An 18,043-nucleotide genomic window follows, 5' to 3' on the forward strand; every position below is an offset into this window, starting at 1 on the left:
CAATGGACGACGACCTCCGAGAGCGGGTCGAACGCGAGGCCGAGACGGCCGCGCTGTTCAACGCGCTCAAACACGAAAGCGACGCACAGGTCGGCGCGATAATGGGACCGATGATGGGTGAAAACCCGGAATTCCGCGAACACGGCGACGAGATTCCCGGCGCCATCGCACCCGTCATCGAGCGGGTCAACGGCCGCTCGACCGAGGAGCAACGCGAGCGACTCGAAGAACTGGCCCCCGAGTTAGTCGAAGAACTCGACGCCGACGACGAGGAGGACGACCAGCCGTTGCCGGACCTGCCGAACGTCGAGGAGTACGACGAAGTCAGGATGCGGCTGGCACCGAACCCGAACGGTCCGTGGCACCTCGGAAGCGCCCGAATGCCCGCCGTCATCGGGACGTACAAGGAGATGTACGACGGCTGGATGCTGTGTCGCTTCGACGACACCGACCCCGAAACGAAACGCCCGGACCTCGACGCCTACGGCGAGATTCTCGACGCCATCGACTATCTCGGCTTCGACCCCAACGAGGTCGTCAAGGCATCCGACCGCGTCGAGACCTACTACGAGTACGCTCGGGACCTCATCGACGAAGGGGGAGCCTACACGTGTAGCTGTAGCGGCGAGGAGTTCTCCGAATTGAAGAACAACGCCGAGGCCTGTCCCCACCGCGAGAAGGACGCCGAGACCACCCACGAGGAGTTCGATGCGATGATAGACGGCGAATACGGCGCCGGCGAGATGGTTCTCCGCGTTCGGACCGACATCGAACACAAGAACCCGGCGCTGCGCGACTGGGTCGCCTTCCGGATGGTCGACACGCCCCATCCACGGGAGGAGGCAGCGGAGTATCGCTGTTGGCCGATGTTGGACTTCCAGTCGGGTATCGACGACCACCTCTTCGGCATCACCCACATCATCCGCGGTATTGACCTACAGGACTCGGCGAAACGACAGGCGTTCGTCTACGACTACTTCGGCTGGGAGTACCCCGAGGTGCTCCACTGGGGACACGTTCAAATCGACGCCTACGACGTACAGATGTCGACATCGACCATCAAGGAACTCGTCGAGTCGGGCAAACTCGACGGCTGGGACGACCCCCGTGCGCCGACGGTCGCGAGTTTGCGGCGACGCGGCATCCGCGGTGAGGCCATCGTCGAAGCGATGGCGGAACTCGGCACGTCGACCTCGAACGTCGACCTCGCGATGTCGTCGGTGTACGCGAAGAATCGCGAGTTGATAGACGACGAATCCGACCGCGCCTTCTTCGTCCGCGACGGCGTCGAGAAGACCGTCCTCGGTGCTCCCGAAGTCGGTGAACCGCCGGTTCACCCCGACCACGAGGACCGCGGAACCCGGTCGATTCCGGTCGGCGGCGCCGTCCTCGTCGAACCGGAGGACGTGCCGCCGAACGGCAAGCGAATCTGGCTGAAGGGACTCGGCCCCGTCCGTCACACCCGCGACGCCTTCGAGTTCACCGGCGAAGACCTCGACATCGTCCGCGAGGAGGGCGTCGACGTGGTCCACTGGGTGCCCGCCGACGAGAACGTCCCGCTCCGTCTCCGGACGATGGACGGCGACGAGGCCGGCTACGCCGAACCCGGTCTCGCCGACTACGACCCGGACGATGTCGTCCAGTTCGAGCGCATCGGCTTCGCACGGGTGGACGAACATGCCGAGGAGGAGTCCGTCGCCTACTTCGGCCATCCCTGAGCGTCGGGAACGTTTAAGTCCCGCCCAGTATTGGTGATAGGTAGCAATGGCCATCGACCCGAACTTCGAGCAAAACCGCGAAAACGAGGGGCAGGAACACGGCGTCGACGTGTGGGGGCCGACCGACCCACCTGAGCAGTTGGGGATTCGGGGCACGCATGTCGCTGTCGATTTCGACATCTGCATCGCCGACGGCGCCTGCCTCGAAGACTGCCCGGTCGACGTCTTCGAGTGGGTTGACTCACCGGACCACCCCGAAAGCGAAATCAAGGCCAACCCGACCAACGAGGACCAGTGTATCGATTGTATGCTGTGTGTTGATGTCTGTCCCGTCGACGCCATCGACGTCGACCCCGGTCGTGCAGGCCGGACCTAACAGCCTCGTCGTACTCCTCGGCTAGCCCCTCGATACAGCCTTTTATCGCGATTTTCACTTTTGTTCCGCACTAACAACTATTAGGGAGCGGTAGCAGTATTTGCCACAGGTGATGAGGTACCAATGAACACACTCGTGTTGACGAAAGGCGTTCCCGACTTCCGAGAGGGGAAGGTCTCCTTCGACGAGGACGGCCACCTCGAACGTGGGAAGACGCCGACGGTGATGAATCCGAACGACAAGTTCGCGCTCCGGGCGGCGCTACAGACGAAGGTCCGTCACGGCGGAACGGTTTCGTTGATGAGCATGGGTCCGCCCGGCTACAAGGAGGTCCTTCAGGAGGGAATGCGGGACGTCTACGCCGACGAGTTGTATCTGCTCTCCGACCGGGAGATGGGCGCGGCGGACACGTGGGCGACGGCGATGACCGTCGCGACCGGCATCGAAAAAATGGAGGAGACGCCGGATTTGGTGTTCGCGGGGTTCAAGAGTGCCGACGGGGAGACCGGCCACACCGGCCCACAGACGAACTGGTGTCTCGACTGGCCGCTTGTCACCCACGTCATTGCTCTGGACATCGACGAGGAGGCCGGCCGACTCCGAGCGAAGCGACTCGTCAAGGGAGACGTCGAGGAGATAGAGACCGTCGAGGCCGATCTCCCGGCGTTCGTCGTCACCGACCCGGAGTTCGAGCCGACCTATCGGAAGGCCAAACACCGGCTCAAACACAAGGAACTCCGCGAAGAGACCCAACAGCGCGCGGAGAACTACGAGGACATCGTGACGGTATGGGACCACGAGGACCTCAACCTCGACCCCGATTACATCGGACTCGACGGTTCGCCGACTATCGTCTCCGGCGTCGACCCGATTCCGAAGGCGCCCTCCGAGCGCGAGGCGACGACGGTCACGCCGGATGACGAGGAGGGAATGCGAAACGTACTCGAGGAGATGGAGCCGTTCGCGGCAGGTGACTGATTATGGTATCCGTAGACCCAACCGAACACGAAATCGCGGAGTTGGGACCGAAAATCAAGGACATCGAGGACCTCGACGAGTTAGAGGAGATGCTCGAACTCGAAGAGGACGGGGAGGACCGCGACCCGGTAAAGACGCTTATCGAGGGACGAATCGAGAAGCTCTCGGCGGACGACGAGGAACCCGACCCGAGCGAGGCGGATTTGACCGAACTGACCGTCGCGGACATCGCGAACCTCGTTCGAGGCATCGAAGACGTCGACGTTCTCGAGGACATCTTGGAGCGCGAACGCGACGGGAAGGAACGGAAATCCGCCATCTCTCAAATCGAGAATCGAATCGAGGACCTGACACAGGCCGACGACGGCGAGGAGGCGGAAGTCGAGTACGTCCCGCCGGAGGAGAAGTACCCCGAACTCGACCATCCGACCTCCGAGAAGCGGTGGGTCGAGGGAACGGTCGACGGCGACTACCGAGATATGTGGGTGTACTGTGAGACCCAACAGGGCGAGTTGCTAGACGCCTCCAAGGAGATTCTCGGAAAGGCCAGCGAACTGATGGCCGACTACAACGAGGAGTACGACGAAGAGGAGGTAGTCGTCGCGGTGCTCATCGGCGACGGCGTCTCGGAGTTGGCCGAAGAGGCCGTCTCCTACGGCGCCGACCGCGTCGTCTATCAAGAGGACGAACGTCTCGGACGGTTCCGACACAAGCCCTACACCGAGATTTTCTGTTCGATGTGTCGGGACAGCGACTTCGAGTGGCGCGATTACCACGAACCGCGGTACACCGTCTTCCCGGCGACGAACAACGGCCGTGACCTCTCGGCGTTGGTACAGGCGGAACTCGATTCGGGGCTGGCGTCGGACTGTTCGGACCTCTACATCGATTCGGCCACCATCTCGAACCCCGCGAAGACGGGGACGCCGGGCGACAACAAGGTGTTCGAGCGAGTCCTTCACATGCCGCGACCGGACTTCTCGGGCTTCGAGTACTCGACGATTCTCTGTATCGACAAACCCCACCGGGACTTCCACCCACAGGGTGCGAGCGTCATTCCCGGAACGTTCGATTTGCCCGACCCGGACCCGGAACGCGAGGGCGAAATCGTCGAACACGAACTCGAGTTGCCCGAGGAGTGGTTCCAAGTCGAGGTGACCGACTACGACCAACTCGAAGGTGGCGTCGATTTGACGGGCAACGAAGTCGTCGTCGCGCTCGGCCGTGGCATCGGCGAGAACCCGACGAAGGGAATGGAGTTGGGTCTCGAACTCACCGACGCCTTCGAGGAGGCCGACCTCGGTCTCTCCCGGGGCGTCATCACGGCCTCCTATCAGTTCGACGGCCACGTCGAGGACTACGTCGCCGAGGAGCGGCAAATCGGCGAGTCCGGACAGGTCGTCGAACCCGACCTCTACATCGCCGCCGGCATCTCCGGGGCAGTCCAGCACAAGGTCGGCATGGACGAGTCCGACACCATCGTGGCCATCAACACTGACCCCGACGCCGACATCCGTGGGTTCTCCGATTACTACATCGAGGGCGACCTCTTCGAGGTGTTACCGCGGCTGACGGAGGCGCTGAAGGAAGGCGAGTTCTCCCGTGCGGTCGCGGAGGTGAGCGATGACTGACGACTACGAACACTTCGAGGCGGTCGTCGTCGGTGCCGGCCCCGGCGGGGCGGCGGCAGCGGCGACGCTGGCCGAACAGGGCGTCGAAACGCTCGTCCTCGAACGCGGCGTCGACGCCGGGTCAAAGAACGTCTCGGGCGGCCTCATCTACGCCGAGGAATCGGCGCCCTACACCATCGACAGTATCTTCGATGGGTTCCGCGAGGCGGCTTCCGAACGGCCCATCTCGGAGTACTACATCCACAACCTCGCCGGCGAGAAGGTCAAGACGTTCGACCTCTCGGAGGTCCACCACAACGATACCGAGTGGTGTGATTCGGTACTCCGACGACAGATGGACTCGTGGCTTGCCGAGCGCGTCCACGAGAAGTGCCGAGACACCGGTGGTGGACTGTTAACCGAAGTGCGGGTCAACGGGCTACTCCGTGAGGACGGGGAGATAGTCGGCGTCACCTGCGACGAAATCGACCCGATTACGGCCGACGTCATCATCGCCGCCGACGGCGTCAACTCCGAGTTGGCACGCGACGCCGGGTTGATGGATTGGGAGGAACCCGACGAGTGGTTCCAGGGCGTCAAGGCCGTCGTGGATATGGACCCCGGAGCCGTCAACGAGCGGTTCGGTGTCGAATCGGACGACGGCGTCGCCCACCTGTTTTCGGGGGACCTCTTCGAGGGCGTCCGCGGCGGCGGCTTCCTCTATACGAACGAGGATTCGCTGTCCATCGGGACGGTGTTCCATCTCGATTCGCTAACCGAAGAGGAGGCCGAACCGCACGAACTGCTCGATTCGCTGCTCACCCATCCGCTGTTGGACCAGTGGTTCGACGGCGAGTACCAAGAGCGGGAATACTCGGCGAAACTGGTCCCCGACTCGAAGAAGGCGGCCAACCCCTCGCCACATCGGGGCCGGCTACTGCTCGTCGGCGACGCCGCCGGACAGATGCAGGCACAGGGACCGATAATCAAGGGGATGAACCACGCGGTCACCGCCGGCGGACTGGCCGCCGAAGCGTTCGCGGAGGCGAAATCCCGTGGCAACCCCGACAGTGCGGGCGATCTCTACGAGAAGAAACTCGTCGACGAGGGCGTGATGGCCAAACTCCGCCCCCAGCGGTACCGGATGACCCGAACCCTCTCGGAGAGCGACCTGGTGACGAAAGTAGCCGGCGGAGTCCTCAACTCGGCGGTCGGCCGGGCCGGCGTGAAACTCTTCGACGGAACCATCGAGCGGGCGTTCAACTCCCCGTTCCTGCTGGGGATGATACCCGACACCCGGACCTCATACGTGACGATTCCACGAGTCGTCGGTGAGGTACTTGGCGAGGAAATCGACGCCGAAAACACCATCGAACCGCCGGAACTCGACGACCGAATCGGCGAGTTGACTTACGACGTTGGGGACCCCCACATCGAGTTGGTCGACAACAGTTTCGCAGCCAGCGGCGCCGCCGTGGCCGCCTGTCCGGTCAGCGCGAAGGACTTCGGCGGCGGCTGTTACCGCGAAGAGACCGTCAAGACCAACGGCAGCGAGGAGAAGGTCGTCAGCCTCGACACCCAACCTTGCGTCGAGTGCGGCACCTGTGCGGTCGTCGCCGACACCGACTGGGAACACCCGGCCGGTGGCAAGGGCGTGGAGTTCAGGGACGGGTAGATGGACGACCTCAGCGACCGCATCGCCGAACTGTCGGAGCGTGCCCGTCGGGACCGAGAGGCCTTCGAGCCGCCAGTGGACCCGCCCGACGAGGAGGCCGCACTCGAGTACCTCGTCGATGGCGTCGGTGATGTCGTCGGGCTGTACATCGAAGCGCGGACCGGCGAACTGGTCCGGTTCGACGACGCCGAGTTCGCCATGCTGGAGCGGGCGCTCAACGACTGGCTCGACCTGTATGCGGCATGCTACGGCGTTGACCTCGAGGCGTCGTTCACCGTTCGGGAGGCCGCAGAGCTGGTCGTCGACACCCACAGCATCCGCGAAACCGCGATACTGCTGACGAACGTCCCCGACAGGGACCGCAGAAAGCCGTGGTCACAGAGCGTTTCGAAAACTGACATATAACTAGTTCGGCTCCGGCAACAATTTTATATGTTGGTTCGTGCTACCAATCCTCATGCAGTTCTCCGACGAGCTCGAATTCAGCCACCGGGACCGCAAGGACATCTACGAGTACGTCGAGCGGTACGGGACGGCCGACTACGACGAGACGCGTCGGGCACTGAACATGAGTCCGGAGGCGTTCGGTCACCACATCGCCGTCCTTCGGCGTGACGGCATCGTCACCAGAGATGAGGACGAACTCCGCATCGCTTTCGAGGACGACAGCGAGGAGACGTACGTCGACGACGGCCTCGAAGTCACCATCCGGGCAGCCCGCGAGGACGACCTAACCGGGTTGGTCGGCGCGATTCGGGAGGCGCTTGGCGATAAGACCTACATCGAGGGTGAGACGGTCGCCGACGTGGTCGAAAGCGAGAACGTCCTGTTGCGACACAACGAACTGCAAAAACGGATGTTCTTCGTCGCGACGGTCCACGGCGACGTGGTCGGATGGGTCCACCTCAACGCGCCGGAGTTGGAGAAACTCGAACACACTGCACAGTTGACCGTCGGCGTCATCGACGAGTACCGCGGCCACGGCATCGGGACGAAACTGCTCGACCACGGCGTCGACTGGGCGCTCGACAACGGCTTCGAGAAACTGTACAACAGCGTCCCCTCCTCGAACGAGGCGGCCATCGAGTTCCTCGAAGCCCGTGGCTGGGAGACCGAGGCCGTCCGGAAAAAGCACTACAAAATCGACGACGAGTATCTCGACGAAGTGATGATGGCGAAACTGCTGGCGTAACGATACCAAAACCACCACGGCCCGTTTTTGCCGACACCGTATTACACCCCCTGCTTAAACAATCGCGTATGAGCGAGAGTAGTCTCCGACTTCGGGGCGCCGACTTCGAGGCACTCGAGTACGTCGAAACCCTGCTGGCAGCGGCGGACCTCCCTGTCGAGGACGTTCGGTCGAACCCGGAGTGGTTCTACGTCGCTTTCGACGGCGACGACCGAGTCGGAATCGGCGGCATCGAACCCGCCGGTGACGACGCCCTCCTTCGGTCGGTCGTCGTCGAAGAGTGCGTTCGAGGACGGGGCTACGGCGGAGCGCTTCGGGCGGCGCTGGATGCAAAAGCCCGTTCCGACGGCGTCGACACGCTGTACCTGCTTACGACGACCGCCGCTGATTTCTTCGCCGAGGGAGGTTACGCGGTCATCGACCGCGAAGAGGCTCCCGATGCTGTCCGAGAGACCCGCGAATTCGCGGAGTTCTGTCCGTCGACGGCCACCTGCATGAAGAAGTCGCTGTAGCTGCAGCAATCGGGTTCAGGACCACTCGTCGCCAGCGTCCGTCAGTGGGTCGGCGACGATGCCGTCCTGCCGGGCGAAAACCCGGGCATGTCCCGAACACACCACCCTGTTTTCGGCCCACGGGATGTGGAGTTCGACGGCCGCCGTCTCCTCACAGTCCGGTTCTGTACACTCCATGTCAGCCGTAGGACCCCCCGGCTAACAGCCGTTGTGGTCAGACGAACACAGCGAGGAGAAATCCGACCAACACGACCCCGGACAACAGCGCCTGCATCACCGACGAGGCGAGCATCCCGACCGTCGCGTACGCCGCCGTTCGAAGCCCCCGTTCGACATCGCCGTGGCGATAGTACTCGGCGGCGAAGACGGTGCCGCCGACGCCCACGACGACGCCGAGCGGGCCGAGGACGAACAACAACAGGAACCCAGCGACAGCGGCGATGGCCGTCGTCCGAAGTGAGGCGCCGCCATATCGGGCCGACAGCGCCCCCGCAAGCCAGTCGACGACGAGCGTCAACAGGCCGACCGAGACGAGAAGTGCGACGACCAATAGACTCGGTTCGCCGGTGGCATACCAGTAGTAGCCGACGCCGGCGATGGAGAGCGCACCGCCAGGGACGAAGGGGACGAAACTGGCGACGACGGCCGCGACGAGCAACGCGAGGGCGACGTACAGCGGGTCGACGGGGAGCACGTTCGGATGTTCGGCGGCGAGTGGATAACGCTACTGGGCCTGACTACTCGGGGGCGACGACTTCGAGCTTTACGCCCTCCGGTCCCTCACAGTACAGCGCGTAGTAGCCGCCGGCGAAGGGGTGACGGTCCTCGTACAGCACCGTCGCGTCCTCGCGGTCCCGAACGGCCTCGGTGAGTGCATCGACCCGCTCGCGGGAGGCGGCATGGAAGGCGAGGTGATTCAGTCCGGGCGCAGTCCGGTCGAAAGGGTGGTCGTCGGTGTCCGCCGACACGAGAACGATGTACGTCGGGTTGTTTTTCCACGAACGGCCGTCCGCCCAGTCGTTCTTCAGTTCGTAGCCGAGTTCGCCAAGGAACCACTCCCAGAAACCGACGGCAGCGTCGAAATCGGCCGCGTACAGTTCGATGTGGTGGAGTTGGCCTGCGCTGTCGGGGTCCGCGTGGTCGTGCTCCATCGGTCGAGTGTCGATTCGCCCGTTGAAAAAGTCACCCCCGGTAGCGGTCGGCCTCCTCGCGGGCCGCCGCAGTCCCGTAGCGATCGACGAGCGGCCGGTAGGCGTCACCCAACGAGCGCATACACTCCCGGCGGGAGACGTAGCCGAGGCGGTCGGCGGTCTCCTCCCACGGCGTCGCCTGCAGGACCTTTACGACGAGGAGTCGCTCTGCGTCGGGGTCGTCAAGCGCCCCGTCGACGAGCGCCCGGAGCGCCACCTGTCGGAAGGGGCCGGGAGCCACGTCGTACAGTCCCGGGCCGTAGGCGGCGCTTGCGAGGACGCGCCACTCGGTGTCGGTCAGGTCCAATCGAACGGGGCCGGACGCCGCGGCGAGGGCGCCGCGGACGACATCCGGGTCGGCATCGTCGAGTGCGTCCGCGAGGACGTCCGGGATTCGCCGTCGGAACCACGCAGCGTGCCGGTCTGCGAGGTCGGTGCCAGCATCCGACAGCGGACGAACCATCAGCGCCGAGTACTCGCCGCTCGTGTCGTTGCGGGTCGTCGAGAGATGGACCGTCCTGTAGCCGTTATCGTCCCAGAACGACAGTAAATCCGGCGTCGCGCCGTAGCCGACGCCGAGGTAGTCGACGGCGTCGAATCGGCCCGAGAGAGGCCGGTCGCCGTCGGCGTCGAACTCGGCCTCGATTGCCGACAGCAGCCGTGAACCGAACCCACGGGAGCGGACGGCGTGATGTGTCGCGATGCGCATCACGCGCAATCCGACCGGGCGGGCGGCCTCGATGTCCCGGAGTTGGCTCGTCAGCACGTCGGGGAGCATGTTCCCCCGAACTCGGGCGCCCTCGTACATCTCGCGTCGCCTCGACTCGGAGAGGCCACCCTCACGGGCGAGCAGGGCGACCGCGAGGACGTGGCCGTCGACGGTCAGCGCCCGCAACGCGATGTTCGGCGCGTCGAGCAGGCGAGCGAGGTCGTCGGGTTCGGTGCGGTAGTGGGCGTTGACGAGGAGGCCGAACGTTTCCCGGAGCCGGTTCTCGTTGCCGACTAACGCCGTCGGGTCGAGGCGTTCGTAGGTCGCGTCGTCGGGCGTCGCCTCGGCGACGAGCGGTTCGACCGCGGGGCGGGCGTCAAGCAGCAGCGCCCGGAACAGCCACACTTCGATTGGGTCGGCCGCGGCGTAGCGAATCGGGTCGTCGAGCGTCACGGTGTCGACCGCCCGCTCGTCGTCGAGAGTGTCCCGAAATCGAACGTCGAAACCACGACCTGCACCTTCGTAGCCGTGGACCGTCGTCGCGAAGCAGACGCTCGGGGCGACCGACAGCAGCGACTGGAGGACGCGAACCGGGAGCGCGGCGGCTTCGTCGATGACGAGTACGTCGGCGGTTTCGGCTTCGGCGTCAGTCGGTCGGCAGAAGCGAACCCGGCCGCCGCCCTCGGCTCGGAGTTCGTGAGCGGCATCGGTGTCCCGCTCGTCGGAGACGAGAGCGTCGAGTTCTCCCAGAGTCTCGGCGGCGCGGTCGAACAGTTCGGCGGCGTTGCGGTAGTTCGGCGCCGCCACGAGTACGTCCCGGCCGTCGGCGGCGAGGGCGGCGGCCGCCAGTCCCGCGGCGCTGGATTTCCCGCGGCCCCGGTCGGCTTCGAGGACGACAGCGTTGCCGGGGTCGGCGAGCGCCTCACAGGCGAGGACGGCGTCGCGCTGGTCGGCGGTGAGACAGGCCTCGTAAACGGACTTCGGGAAGGCGGCGTCATCGGGTGGCGAAAACGGGACCTCGGCAAACTTCGGCGAGGGGTCGGTTCGCCCGTCGGCTTCGACAGTTCCGGCGTCGACATCGACGATAGCGATACCGCGGTGTTCGCGGAGCGTCCGGACGAGTCGACGACGGAACGTTCCAGCCACATCGTCGAGGCCGAACGGGGGGACCGCGAGGGTTTCGTCGAACCCGTCGCGTTCGTCCGGCCAGCGGTCGAGCGGCGGCGCCACGAGGACGAGCAGACCGCCGCCGTCGACGGCGCCGACGGCACGACCGAGTGCGTTCGGCCGACAGGCGTCGTGGCAGTCGACGACGACGCAGTCGTGGGTTTCCCCGAGGAGTTCGTCGGCACGGGCGGGAGCGAGTCGTCGACCGACGATGTCGCGTTCCGACAGCGCGATGGCATCGAGGTCGGCCGCTTCACAAGCGGCCCGAGCGGCGGCGTAGCCATCATCGTGGCTGCCGGCACAGACGAGGAGCCGTCGCTCGTTGGTCGCTTCGGCCTCCGAGCGCAGGGCGAGTGCCGTCTCGCGAACCGCGTCCATGCCCGGCGGAAGGAGTCGGTACCGGAAGGCTCCACCGGTTGGGCGAAGCCCTTTCACCGATGGGGCTGACCTCCGAGCATGGCAACCGCAACCAGACAGTGGATACTCGACAGCCGACCCGTCGGCGAGCCGACGATGGAGAACTTCGAGTTGGTCGAAACGGAACTCCCCGACCCGGAGCGGGGCGAAGTGCTCGTCCGGACGCTGTATATGTCAGTCGACCCCTACATGCGTGGGCGGATGCGGGACGCCGAATCCTACGCCGAACCGTGGGATGTGGGCGACCCGATGCAGGCGGGCGTCGTCGGCGAGGTCGAAGCCTCCGAACACCCCGACTTCGAAGTCGGCGACGTGGTGACCGGTGACCTCCAGTGGGCCGACTACGCAATCGCCGACGGTCGGGACCTCCGGCGTGTCAACCCGGAACACGGGCCCATCTCGACGGCGCTCGGCGTGTTGGGTATGCCCGGCGTCACCGCCTACTTCGGGACGACGGACGTAGCCGAACCGACGCCCGGCGACACCGTCGTCGTCAGCGCCGCCGCCGGCGCCGTCGGTAGCGTCGTCGGCCAACTCGCCGACCTCACCGGCTGTCACGTCGTCGGCATCGCGGGCGCCGAGGGGAAACTCGAGTGGCTCGAATCCGTCGGCTTCGACGAGGGCATCAACTACAAAGAAGAGGACGTGAGCGCGGCGCTCCGGAAAGCCTGTCCCGACGGCATCGACGTGTACTTCGACAACGTCGGTGGACCGGTCACCGACGCCGTCTGGCCGCTGTTGAACGTCCGGGCACGGGTGGCCGTCTGTGGACAGATAGCGCTGTACAACGCCACTGAGGTGCCGACGGGGCCGCGGAAACTCGGCAAACTCATCGAGTCACGCGCCCGCGTCGAGGGACTGCTCGTCCGCGACTACGAGGACCGCTGGGGGGAGGCGCTGAAGCGGCTCTCCGAGTGGGTCGCCTCGGGCGAGGTCGAGTACCGCGAGAACGTCGTCGATGGACTGGAGAACGCACCCGACGCCTTCCTCGGGCTGTTCGAGGGGACGAAAATCGGGAAACAGCTCGTGCAGGTGGGCCAACGGGAGGCCTGAGATGCCCACGTGGGACGAACGGTTCGCCGCCGGCGAGTATCCCCAAAACCCAGAGCCATCGCCGGTGTTGTGTGATTACGTCGAGTCGTTTCCCGACGGACGGGCCCTCGACGTAGCGACCGGAACGGGTCGCAACGCGGTGTTCCTCGCCGAATCCGGATACGAGGTCGACGCCCTCGACCAGTCCCGCGAGGGCCTGAAAATCACCCGCGAAAACGCCGCCGAGGCGGGCGTCGAAGAGCGAATCGAACCGATTCAGGACGACGTGGGGACCTACGAGTTCCCCGAGGACCGATACGCAGCCATCACTATCAGCTACTACCGCGCTGTCGACCGATTTCCCGACATCAAAGAGGCGCTGGTCGACGGGGGCGTCCTGTTCATCGAACACCACCTTCGGTCGACTGACGGCCCGCTGTCCGGGCCGAGTACGGACCGCCATCGGTTCGCTTCGAACGAACTCCTCCACGCCTGTCTCGACATGACGGTGCTGTACTACGACGAGACGACGACGCCTCACGAGGGAAAACACAGCGCGACGGCCCGAATCGTCGCCCGGAACACGACGGGAGCCAGCCAATCCTATCCCGCCGTCGAACGGGGGGCCTGACGGGACGAACGCGCTTGATAAGGGTTAAATGTCGCCGCGCCGGACCAGTTGATATGAGTAGCGAGAGTACCCAACGGAGGGAACGGAAGTGCATCTCCTGTGGGATAAACATCTCCGGGACGAGCGCGGCGAAGTTCGACTGCCCCGACTGTGGGCACCAGATTTACCGCTGCTCGAAGTGTCGCAAGCAGAGCAACCTCTACGAATGCCCGGATTGCGGGTTCATGGGGCCGTAACGATGGGGAAAGTCGCAGCCAAGATGAAGGTCATGCCGCAGAGCCCCGAGGTGGACCTCGACGAACTGCAGGACCGCCTCGAGAACTCCCTACCCGAGGGTGCGAAAATCAGCCGCGTCGACCGCGAGGACGTGGCGTTCGGACTCATCGCGCTGTTCCCGACCGTGCTCATCCCCGACGAGGCCGGCGGCACCGACGCCGTCGAGGAGGCCTTCGGCGGCGTTGAGGGCGTCGAGAGCGTCGACGTCGACGAAGTCGGCCGAATATAGTCGGTCGTTTCTTTCCTCTTTCGACGCATCACCGAGAGGAATCGCCGACCGTCGGGCGGCCGACGGGGCGTCGCCGGAACGCACGTTTTATGTGTCGGAGTTGATTAGGACTCATCAACAATGCCGAGTTCCAACGGTCCGCGGAAGGCGACCCGAAACAAGCTGAAGAACAAACCCCGAGAGCGCGGAGCATCCCCGCCGCAGCGCTCGGTCGAAGAGTACGAAAACGGCGAGAAAGTCCACCTCAAGGTCGACCCCTCGGTTCCGAAAGGCCAGTTCCACCCCCGATTCAACGGCCGAACCGGAACGGTCGCCGGCAAGCAGGGCCGTGCGTTCAAGGTCGAAATCAAGGACGGCGGCGTCACGAAGACGCTCATCGTCGCGCCTGCCCACCTCCGACGCCAGCAGGAATGACGATATTCAAGGAGGTCGTCGACGAGGAGTTCCTCACCGTTTCCGAGGCGAAGGAACTGCTCGCCGACATCGAAGCCGAGCGCGCACTCGACGAGGACCGCGAGATGCGCTATGAGTTGGCGCGCGCCATCGAGCACGTCAACCGCTTTGCAGTCCTCGACGCCGAGGAGTCTCACGAACTCGTCGCGGAACTGACCGAACTGGAGAAGGTCGACGAGGCGACGGCGTACAAAATCGCCGACCTCCTGCCGCAGGACCGCAACGAACTCCGCTCGGTGTTCTCACAGGGGCGGTACTCGATGTCCGGTGACGAACTCGACGACGTTCTCGACATCGTCGTCAAGTACGCCTGACTCGGACCGGCACCTGTTTTAAATATCGCCTCCCCGTACCGTAGGTATGAGCGACAGCGACGCCGGAAACCCTACTACCGCAGTCGTGCTGGATTTCTTGCCTCGGGGCCGCCCCGACGACGACCGGCCACAGTATCAGAAGTCACCGGTCGCCTACGCCCTCGGCGAGTCGGATTTCCGACTCGTCGAACTCGCCCTCACCGACGACGCGGGCGTCAACATCGGCGACCGGGTCGAAATCGACCCGCCCGGCGAGAACGTCAAGGACTGTCGAGCGATAGCCTACGGTGACCTCTCCAGTACGGCCGAGTCCGAACTGGAGTACGCGCTCAACGAAATCATCGACGCAAACGAGAAGCGCTTCGTCGACTTCTACAACGACGCCCAGCCGATTACGACCCGACTGCACGTGCTCAATCTACTGCCCGGTATCGGGAAGAAACTCCGCAACAACATCCTCGATGCGCGCAAGCGCAAGCCCTTCGAGAGCTTCGAGGACATCGAAGGGCGCGTGTCGGGACTCCACGACCCCCGGGGCGTCCTCCTGGAGCGAATCGAGGAGGAACTCGGCGAGGAGGACCTCAAGTACCGTATCTTCGCCCGCCGGGAGAGCGACGAGGAGTAATCACTCGCGACACCAAAGGGTGAACGATATACGGGGTGCGGGCATACGGCGGGACAACATGCGGGACCCCGACGCGCTCATCGCTCGTGCTGGCGTCCGTGGCGACCCAGACCACGACCAGCACTTCCTCGTCGACGACCGCGTCCTCGATAGACTTCCCGGCTACCTCCCCGAGGACGCCGACACGACCCACGTTCTGGAGGTCGGCGGCGGGACGGGCGCGCTCACCGACCGCCTCCTCGCCATCGCAGACCGCGTGACGGTCATCGAGCGCGACCCGGAACTCGCGTCGTTTCTGCGCGAGGAGTTCGAGTCCGAAATCGCCGACGGTGACCTCACCGTCGTCGAGGGCGACGCCCTGGAGGTCGCGTTACCCGACTTCACCGCCTCGGTGTCAAACCTCCCCTACGGCGTTTCCTCGGAAATCACGTTCCGGCTCCTCCCGGAGAAGCGGCCGACGGTGTTGATGTTTCAAAAGGAGTTCGCCGAGCGGATGGCCGCGGAACCGGGGACCGACGCCTACGGTCGACTGTCGGTGACTGCAGGTCACTACGCCGAAATCGAAGTCGTCGAACCCGTTCCGAAGGAGGCGTTTTCGCCAGCGCCGGCCGTCGAAAGCGCCGTCGTCCGGACGACGCCGCGGGACCCGACCTACGAGGTGCCCGACGACGAGCAGTTCATGTCGTTGGTTCGAGCAGTCTTCACCCAGCGTCGGAAGACGATGCGGAACGCGGTTCGGAACACGACACACATCTCGGGTATCGACGATGCAGATGCCGTCGTCGAGGCGGCCGGTGAGGAGTTAATGGGCAAGCGGGCCGGGAACGTGCCGCCAGAGGAGTTCGCCCGACTGGCCCGAATCGCGAGTGAAGTCGGCGGAGGTGACGGCGGGTGAAATCGGTCGTCCTTCAGGGCCTTCCGTGGTGGACTGACCTCCAGTTCGAGTTCTACCGGACGTTCTCGTCGACCGAGCGGTACTACCTGACGGCGCTCGCACTCGCTGTGTTCGGTCTCCTGATGGCGATTGCATACTTCAGTGGAAAGCTCCTGAAGCGACGGGTCCGGAGCGACGCGGTGCGGGCCATACAGGGCGTGTTCGTGACAATCGGAAGCATCGTCCTCAGCGGGTTTCTCGTCGTCGTTTGGGGACTCACCGGAACGGTCGTACAGTCGCTGTCGTTTCTCGCATTCGGCCCCGAAGTCGGGGTGAAAGTCCTGTTGACGTTCATCGTCTTCGTGGGTGCGTTCACCGTCTCGCGCCTGACGAAACGCTCCATCAAATACGGCGCGGGCCGGAACGTCATCACGGCCCACCAGCGGGAGGTGGCCCACCACATCATCCAAATCGTCGTCTTCGCGCCGGCGATACTGTTCACCATCGCGCTGTGGGGGGTGCCGGTCCAGAGTCTCTTTCTCGGTGCCGGTGCCCTCGGAATCATCCTCGGTTTCGCCGCGAGACAGACGCTGTCCGGTGCGCTGTCGGGCTTCGTCATCCTCTTCGCTCGACCCTTCGAGGTCGGCGACTGGATTTCGGTCCACGACCGACAGGGCATCGTCACCGACATCACGCTGTACAACACCCAGATACGGACGTTCGACGAAGAGCACGTCCTCGTCCCAAACGACCAGGTGACCGGCAGCGAGATAATCAACTACTCGAAGACCGACCGGCTTCGCATCACGACCGATGTGGGCATCGACTATGACGTGGACGTGGCAACGGCAGCGAACGTCGCCAGGGAAGCGATGGAACGCTGTGAGTCGGTGTCCGACTCGCCGTCACCCGACGTTGTCCGGACGGCCTTCGACGATTCGGCCGTCGCCCTCCGGCTTCGCTACTGGATAGACAAGCCGACCATCCAGCACAAATGGCGCGCGAAAAACGAGGTCATCGAGGCAGTGAAGGGTGCCTTCGAATCCGAGGGCATCAAGATACCGTTCCCACAGCGGGAGTTGATGGGCCGAGAGGAGACCGGCGGCCTCCAGGTCGCCGAAGCCGAGCGGAAACAGCTCTCCGCCGACGAACGGACCGTCGCGGACCAACACACGGACGACCGAGATAGCCGTTCTCAGGGGAGTTCCGCGACCGACGTGTCCGAACCGGTCGAGGAGGATTACGGCGGCGACCCCTCCGGAGACCCCGTCGACGAGGACGAAGCCGACGACGAGTACGAAGAGAAAGGAGGCGAGGACCCGAACGACGTAAGCGAACCCGTCAGCGAGGAACACAGCCACGACCCCGACGACCCGATGGCAGTCGACGGCTTCGAGCGCGACCCCGACCCGGTGCGTGAAAGCCCCGAAGACGAGGACGAGCGGGGCGACGACGAATGACGCTTTCGGACCACCGGGAGATGCCGACGGTGTACGAGGCCGCCGAGGACTCCCGACTGTTGGCCAAAACGGCCGCCGAGACTGTGGACGGTGCGGATTTCGTCCTCGAAGTCGGAACCGGGTCGGGCCACGTTGCCGAGTACGTCGGCGAGGAGACGGGCGCCCGGGTCGTCGGCAGCGACATCAACCCCGAGGCCTGCCGGCAGACCCGCGAGCGCGGCGTGCCGGCCGTCCGCGGGAACCTGACCGACCCCTTCGGCGCCGACACCTTCGATTGGGTGCTGTTCAATCCGCCCTACCTCCCGACGCCCCCCGAACGGGAGTGGGACGACCCGCTAGAACACGCGCTGTCGGGTGGTGAAGACGGCCGCCGCGTGATTCGACCGTTCCTCGCGGACGTTGCCCGAGTGCTCGCTCCCGACGGCGGAGTCCTGCTGTTGGTCTCCTCGCTGACCGACATCGAGGCCGTAGCCGACCTCGCCGCCGACGCTGGACTCACCGCACGCGAACTCGCCGAGGAGACGTTTCCCTTCGAGCGGTTGGTCGTTCTGGAATTACTCCCAGACATTCGTGAGTAGGAAATATTAAACGCCGTCATTACGTAG

General features: G+C 64.6%; 22 protein-coding genes. 18 read left to right on the top strand and 4 right to left on the bottom strand.

Annotated elements, in window-relative coordinates; all coding sequences use genetic code 11:
• The first annotated feature begins 2 nt into the window (after positions 1-2).
• From NMP98_RS05590 to arsN2, 8 genes are all read left to right on the top strand, one after another.
• Positions 3-1,718, top strand: coding sequence for a glutamate--tRNA ligase (locus tag NMP98_RS05590; protein ID WP_254860557.1), 1,716 nt, complete (start codon positions 3-5; stop codon positions 1,716-1,718).
• A 46-nt stretch (positions 1,719-1,764) separates the two neighbouring features.
• Positions 1,765-2,094, top strand: a complete 330-nt coding sequence (locus NMP98_RS05595; protein WP_178916980.1) for a 4Fe-4S dicluster domain-containing protein — start codon at positions 1,765-1,767, stop codon at positions 2,092-2,094.
• Positions 2,095-2,217: 123 nt separating this feature from the next.
• Complete coding sequence (locus NMP98_RS05600) at positions 2,218-3,072, top strand: electron transfer flavoprotein subunit beta/FixA family protein (RefSeq protein ID WP_254860558.1); 855 nt, start codon at positions 2,218-2,220, stop codon at positions 3,070-3,072.
• A gap of 2 nt (positions 3,073-3,074) precedes the next feature.
• Positions 3,075-4,703 (top strand): electron transfer flavoprotein subunit alpha/FixB family protein, encoded by a 1,629-nt coding sequence (locus NMP98_RS05605; RefSeq protein WP_254860559.1) that lies wholly within the window; start codon positions 3,075-3,077, stop codon positions 4,701-4,703.
• Positions 4,696-6,357: an FAD-dependent monooxygenase gene (locus NMP98_RS05610; protein WP_254860560.1), complete on the top strand. Its 1,662-nt coding sequence runs from the start codon at positions 4,696-4,698 to the stop codon at positions 6,355-6,357. The genes NMP98_RS05605 and NMP98_RS05610 overlap by 8 nt, the downstream gene beginning before the upstream one ends.
• Entirely contained in the window at positions 6,358-6,762 is a 405-nt protein-coding gene (locus NMP98_RS05615; protein ID WP_254860561.1) for a DUF8055 family protein, read from the top strand. It begins immediately after the preceding gene.
• Positions 6,763-6,814: 52 nt separating this feature from the next.
• The gene (locus tag NMP98_RS05620; protein WP_254860562.1) at positions 6,815-7,549 is read left to right on the top strand and encodes a GNAT family N-acetyltransferase; all 735 of its coding nucleotides are present in this window, start codon (positions 6,815-6,817) and stop codon (positions 7,547-7,549) included.
• Positions 7,550-7,617: 68 nt separating this feature from the next.
• Positions 7,618-8,061 (top strand): arsenic resistance N-acetyltransferase ArsN2, encoded by a 444-nt coding sequence (gene arsN2 / locus NMP98_RS05625; protein WP_254860563.1) that lies wholly within the window; start codon positions 7,618-7,620, stop codon positions 8,059-8,061.
• A 15-nt stretch (positions 8,062-8,076) separates the two neighbouring features.
• Here arsN2 and NMP98_RS05630 read toward each other — a convergent pair whose 3' ends face one another.
• The 4 genes from NMP98_RS05630 to tmcA are packed head-to-tail and all read right to left on the bottom strand — an operon-like array spanning position 8,077 to position 11,505.
• Positions 8,077-8,238 (bottom strand): DUF8014 family protein, encoded by a 162-nt coding sequence (locus tag NMP98_RS05630; RefSeq protein WP_254860564.1) that lies wholly within the window; start codon positions 8,236-8,238, stop codon positions 8,077-8,079.
• Positions 8,239-8,275: 37 nt separating this feature from the next.
• Positions 8,276-8,755 carry a DUF456 domain-containing protein gene (locus NMP98_RS05635; protein WP_254860565.1) on the bottom strand — a complete coding sequence of 160 codons (480 nt, stop codon included), beginning with the start codon at positions 8,753-8,755 and terminating at the stop codon, positions 8,276-8,278.
• A 43-nt stretch (positions 8,756-8,798) separates the two neighbouring features.
• On the bottom strand, positions 8,799-9,212 hold the full coding sequence (locus NMP98_RS05640) for a VOC family protein (protein WP_254860566.1): 414 nt from the start codon (positions 9,210-9,212) through the stop codon (positions 8,799-8,801).
• A 31-nt stretch (positions 9,213-9,243) separates the two neighbouring features.
• Complete coding sequence (gene tmcA / locus NMP98_RS05645) at positions 9,244-11,505, bottom strand: tRNA(Met) cytidine acetyltransferase TmcA (protein ID WP_254861294.1); 2,262 nt, start codon at positions 11,503-11,505, stop codon at positions 9,244-9,246.
• Between the two features lie 78 nt (positions 11,506-11,583).
• On the opposite strand from tmcA, the gene NMP98_RS05650 reads away from it, so the two are divergent.
• The 10 genes from NMP98_RS05650 to NMP98_RS05695 all read left to right on the top strand — a co-directional run bounded on the left by NMP98_RS05650 (position 11,584) and on the right by NMP98_RS05695 (position 18,016).
• Complete coding sequence (locus tag NMP98_RS05650; RefSeq protein ID WP_254860567.1) at positions 11,584-12,597, top strand: NADP-dependent oxidoreductase; 1,014 nt, start codon at positions 11,584-11,586, stop codon at positions 12,595-12,597.
• Position 12,598: 1 nt separating this feature from the next.
• The gene (locus NMP98_RS05655; protein WP_254860568.1) at positions 12,599-13,207 is read left to right on the top strand and encodes a class I SAM-dependent methyltransferase; all 609 of its coding nucleotides are present in this window, start codon (positions 12,599-12,601) and stop codon (positions 13,205-13,207) included.
• A gap of 53 nt (positions 13,208-13,260) precedes the next feature.
• Positions 13,261-13,443, top strand: a complete 183-nt coding sequence (locus NMP98_RS05660) for an HVO_2753 family zinc finger protein (RefSeq protein WP_156709403.1) — start codon at positions 13,261-13,263, stop codon at positions 13,441-13,443.
• A gap of 2 nt (positions 13,444-13,445) precedes the next feature.
• Positions 13,446-13,712, top strand: coding sequence for an elongation factor 1-beta (locus NMP98_RS05665; protein WP_156709404.1), 267 nt, complete (start codon positions 13,446-13,448; stop codon positions 13,710-13,712).
• A gap of 120 nt (positions 13,713-13,832) precedes the next feature.
• Positions 13,833-14,126, top strand: coding sequence for a 50S ribosomal protein L21e (locus NMP98_RS05670; RefSeq protein ID WP_254860569.1), 294 nt, complete (start codon positions 13,833-13,835; stop codon positions 14,124-14,126).
• A complete protein-coding gene (locus NMP98_RS05675; RefSeq protein ID WP_254860570.1) occupies positions 14,123-14,479 on the top strand; it encodes an RNA polymerase Rpb4 family protein in 357 nt (118 codons plus the stop codon). The genes NMP98_RS05670 and NMP98_RS05675 overlap by 4 nt, the downstream gene beginning before the upstream one ends.
• 46 nt (positions 14,480-14,525) lie before the next feature.
• Positions 14,526-15,104, top strand: a complete 579-nt coding sequence (locus NMP98_RS05680; RefSeq protein WP_254860571.1) for a DUF655 domain-containing protein — start codon at positions 14,526-14,528, stop codon at positions 15,102-15,104.
• Positions 15,105-15,162: 58 nt separating this feature from the next.
• Positions 15,163-15,999 (top strand): 16S ribosomal RNA methyltransferase A, encoded by an 837-nt coding sequence (locus NMP98_RS05685; protein WP_254860572.1) that lies wholly within the window; start codon positions 15,163-15,165, stop codon positions 15,997-15,999.
• Positions 15,996-17,438, top strand: coding sequence for a mechanosensitive ion channel family protein (locus NMP98_RS05690; protein WP_254860573.1), 1,443 nt, complete (start codon positions 15,996-15,998; stop codon positions 17,436-17,438). Before NMP98_RS05685 ends, NMP98_RS05690 begins: the two co-directional genes overlap by 4 nt.
• The gene (locus NMP98_RS05695; protein WP_254860574.1) at positions 17,435-18,016 is read left to right on the top strand and encodes a HemK2/MTQ2 family protein methyltransferase; all 582 of its coding nucleotides are present in this window, start codon (positions 17,435-17,437) and stop codon (positions 18,014-18,016) included. Before NMP98_RS05690 ends, NMP98_RS05695 begins: the two co-directional genes overlap by 4 nt.
• Positions 18,017-18,043: the final 27 nt, after the last annotated feature.

The organism is Natronomonas gomsonensis (assembly GCF_024300825.1).
In the GTDB taxonomy this organism is placed as follows: Archaea; Halobacteriota; Halobacteria; order Halobacteriales; family Haloarculaceae; genus Natronomonas; species Natronomonas gomsonensis.

What these genes read in the sequence shown, in the direction of transcription:
- arsN2 (WP_254860563.1), top strand. Translation starts at nt 7,618, where the DNA reads ATGAGCGAGAGTAGTCTCCGACTTCGGGGCGCCGACTTCGAGGCACTC.
- NMP98_RS05650 (WP_254860567.1), top strand. Translation starts at nt 11,584, where the DNA reads ATGGCAACCGCAACCAGACAGTGGATACTCGACAGCCGACCCGTCGGC.
- NMP98_RS05605 (WP_254860559.1), top strand. Translation starts at nt 3,075, where the DNA reads ATGGTATCCGTAGACCCAACCGAACACGAAATCGCGGAGTTGGGACCG.
- tmcA (WP_254861294.1), bottom strand. Translation starts at nt 11,505, where the DNA reads ATGGACGCGGTTCGCGAGACGGCACTCGCCCTGCGCTCGGAGGCCGAA.
- NMP98_RS05630 (WP_254860564.1), bottom strand. Translation starts at nt 8,238, where the DNA reads ATGGAGTGTACAGAACCGGACTGTGAGGAGACGGCGGCCGTCGAACTC.
- NMP98_RS05695 (WP_254860574.1), top strand. Translation starts at nt 17,435, where the DNA reads ATGACGCTTTCGGACCACCGGGAGATGCCGACGGTGTACGAGGCCGCC.
- NMP98_RS05675 (WP_254860570.1), top strand. Translation starts at nt 14,123, where the DNA reads ATGACGATATTCAAGGAGGTCGTCGACGAGGAGTTCCTCACCGTTTCC.
- NMP98_RS05685 (WP_254860572.1), top strand. Translation starts at nt 15,163, where the DNA reads ATGCGGGACCCCGACGCGCTCATCGCTCGTGCTGGCGTCCGTGGCGAC.
- NMP98_RS05665 (WP_156709404.1), top strand. Translation starts at nt 13,446, where the DNA reads ATGGGGAAAGTCGCAGCCAAGATGAAGGTCATGCCGCAGAGCCCCGAG.
- NMP98_RS05590 (WP_254860557.1), top strand. Translation starts at nt 3, where the DNA reads ATGGACGACGACCTCCGAGAGCGGGTCGAACGCGAGGCCGAGACGGCC.
- NMP98_RS05615 (WP_254860561.1), top strand. Translation starts at nt 6,358, where the DNA reads ATGGACGACCTCAGCGACCGCATCGCCGAACTGTCGGAGCGTGCCCGT.
- NMP98_RS05655 (WP_254860568.1), top strand. Translation starts at nt 12,599, where the DNA reads ATGCCCACGTGGGACGAACGGTTCGCCGCCGGCGAGTATCCCCAAAAC.
- NMP98_RS05680 (WP_254860571.1), top strand. Translation starts at nt 14,526, where the DNA reads ATGAGCGACAGCGACGCCGGAAACCCTACTACCGCAGTCGTGCTGGAT.
- NMP98_RS05610 (WP_254860560.1), top strand. Translation starts at nt 4,696, where the DNA reads ATGACTGACGACTACGAACACTTCGAGGCGGTCGTCGTCGGTGCCGGC.
- NMP98_RS05640 (WP_254860566.1), bottom strand. Translation starts at nt 9,212, where the DNA reads ATGGAGCACGACCACGCGGACCCCGACAGCGCAGGCCAACTCCACCAC.
- NMP98_RS05620 (WP_254860562.1), top strand. Translation starts at nt 6,815, where the DNA reads ATGCAGTTCTCCGACGAGCTCGAATTCAGCCACCGGGACCGCAAGGAC.
- NMP98_RS05600 (WP_254860558.1), top strand. Translation starts at nt 2,218, where the DNA reads ATGAACACACTCGTGTTGACGAAAGGCGTTCCCGACTTCCGAGAGGGG.
- NMP98_RS05660 (WP_156709403.1), top strand. Translation starts at nt 13,261, where the DNA reads ATGAGTAGCGAGAGTACCCAACGGAGGGAACGGAAGTGCATCTCCTGT.
- NMP98_RS05595 (WP_178916980.1), top strand. Translation starts at nt 1,765, where the DNA reads ATGGCCATCGACCCGAACTTCGAGCAAAACCGCGAAAACGAGGGGCAG.
- NMP98_RS05670 (WP_254860569.1), top strand. Translation starts at nt 13,833, where the DNA reads ATGCCGAGTTCCAACGGTCCGCGGAAGGCGACCCGAAACAAGCTGAAG.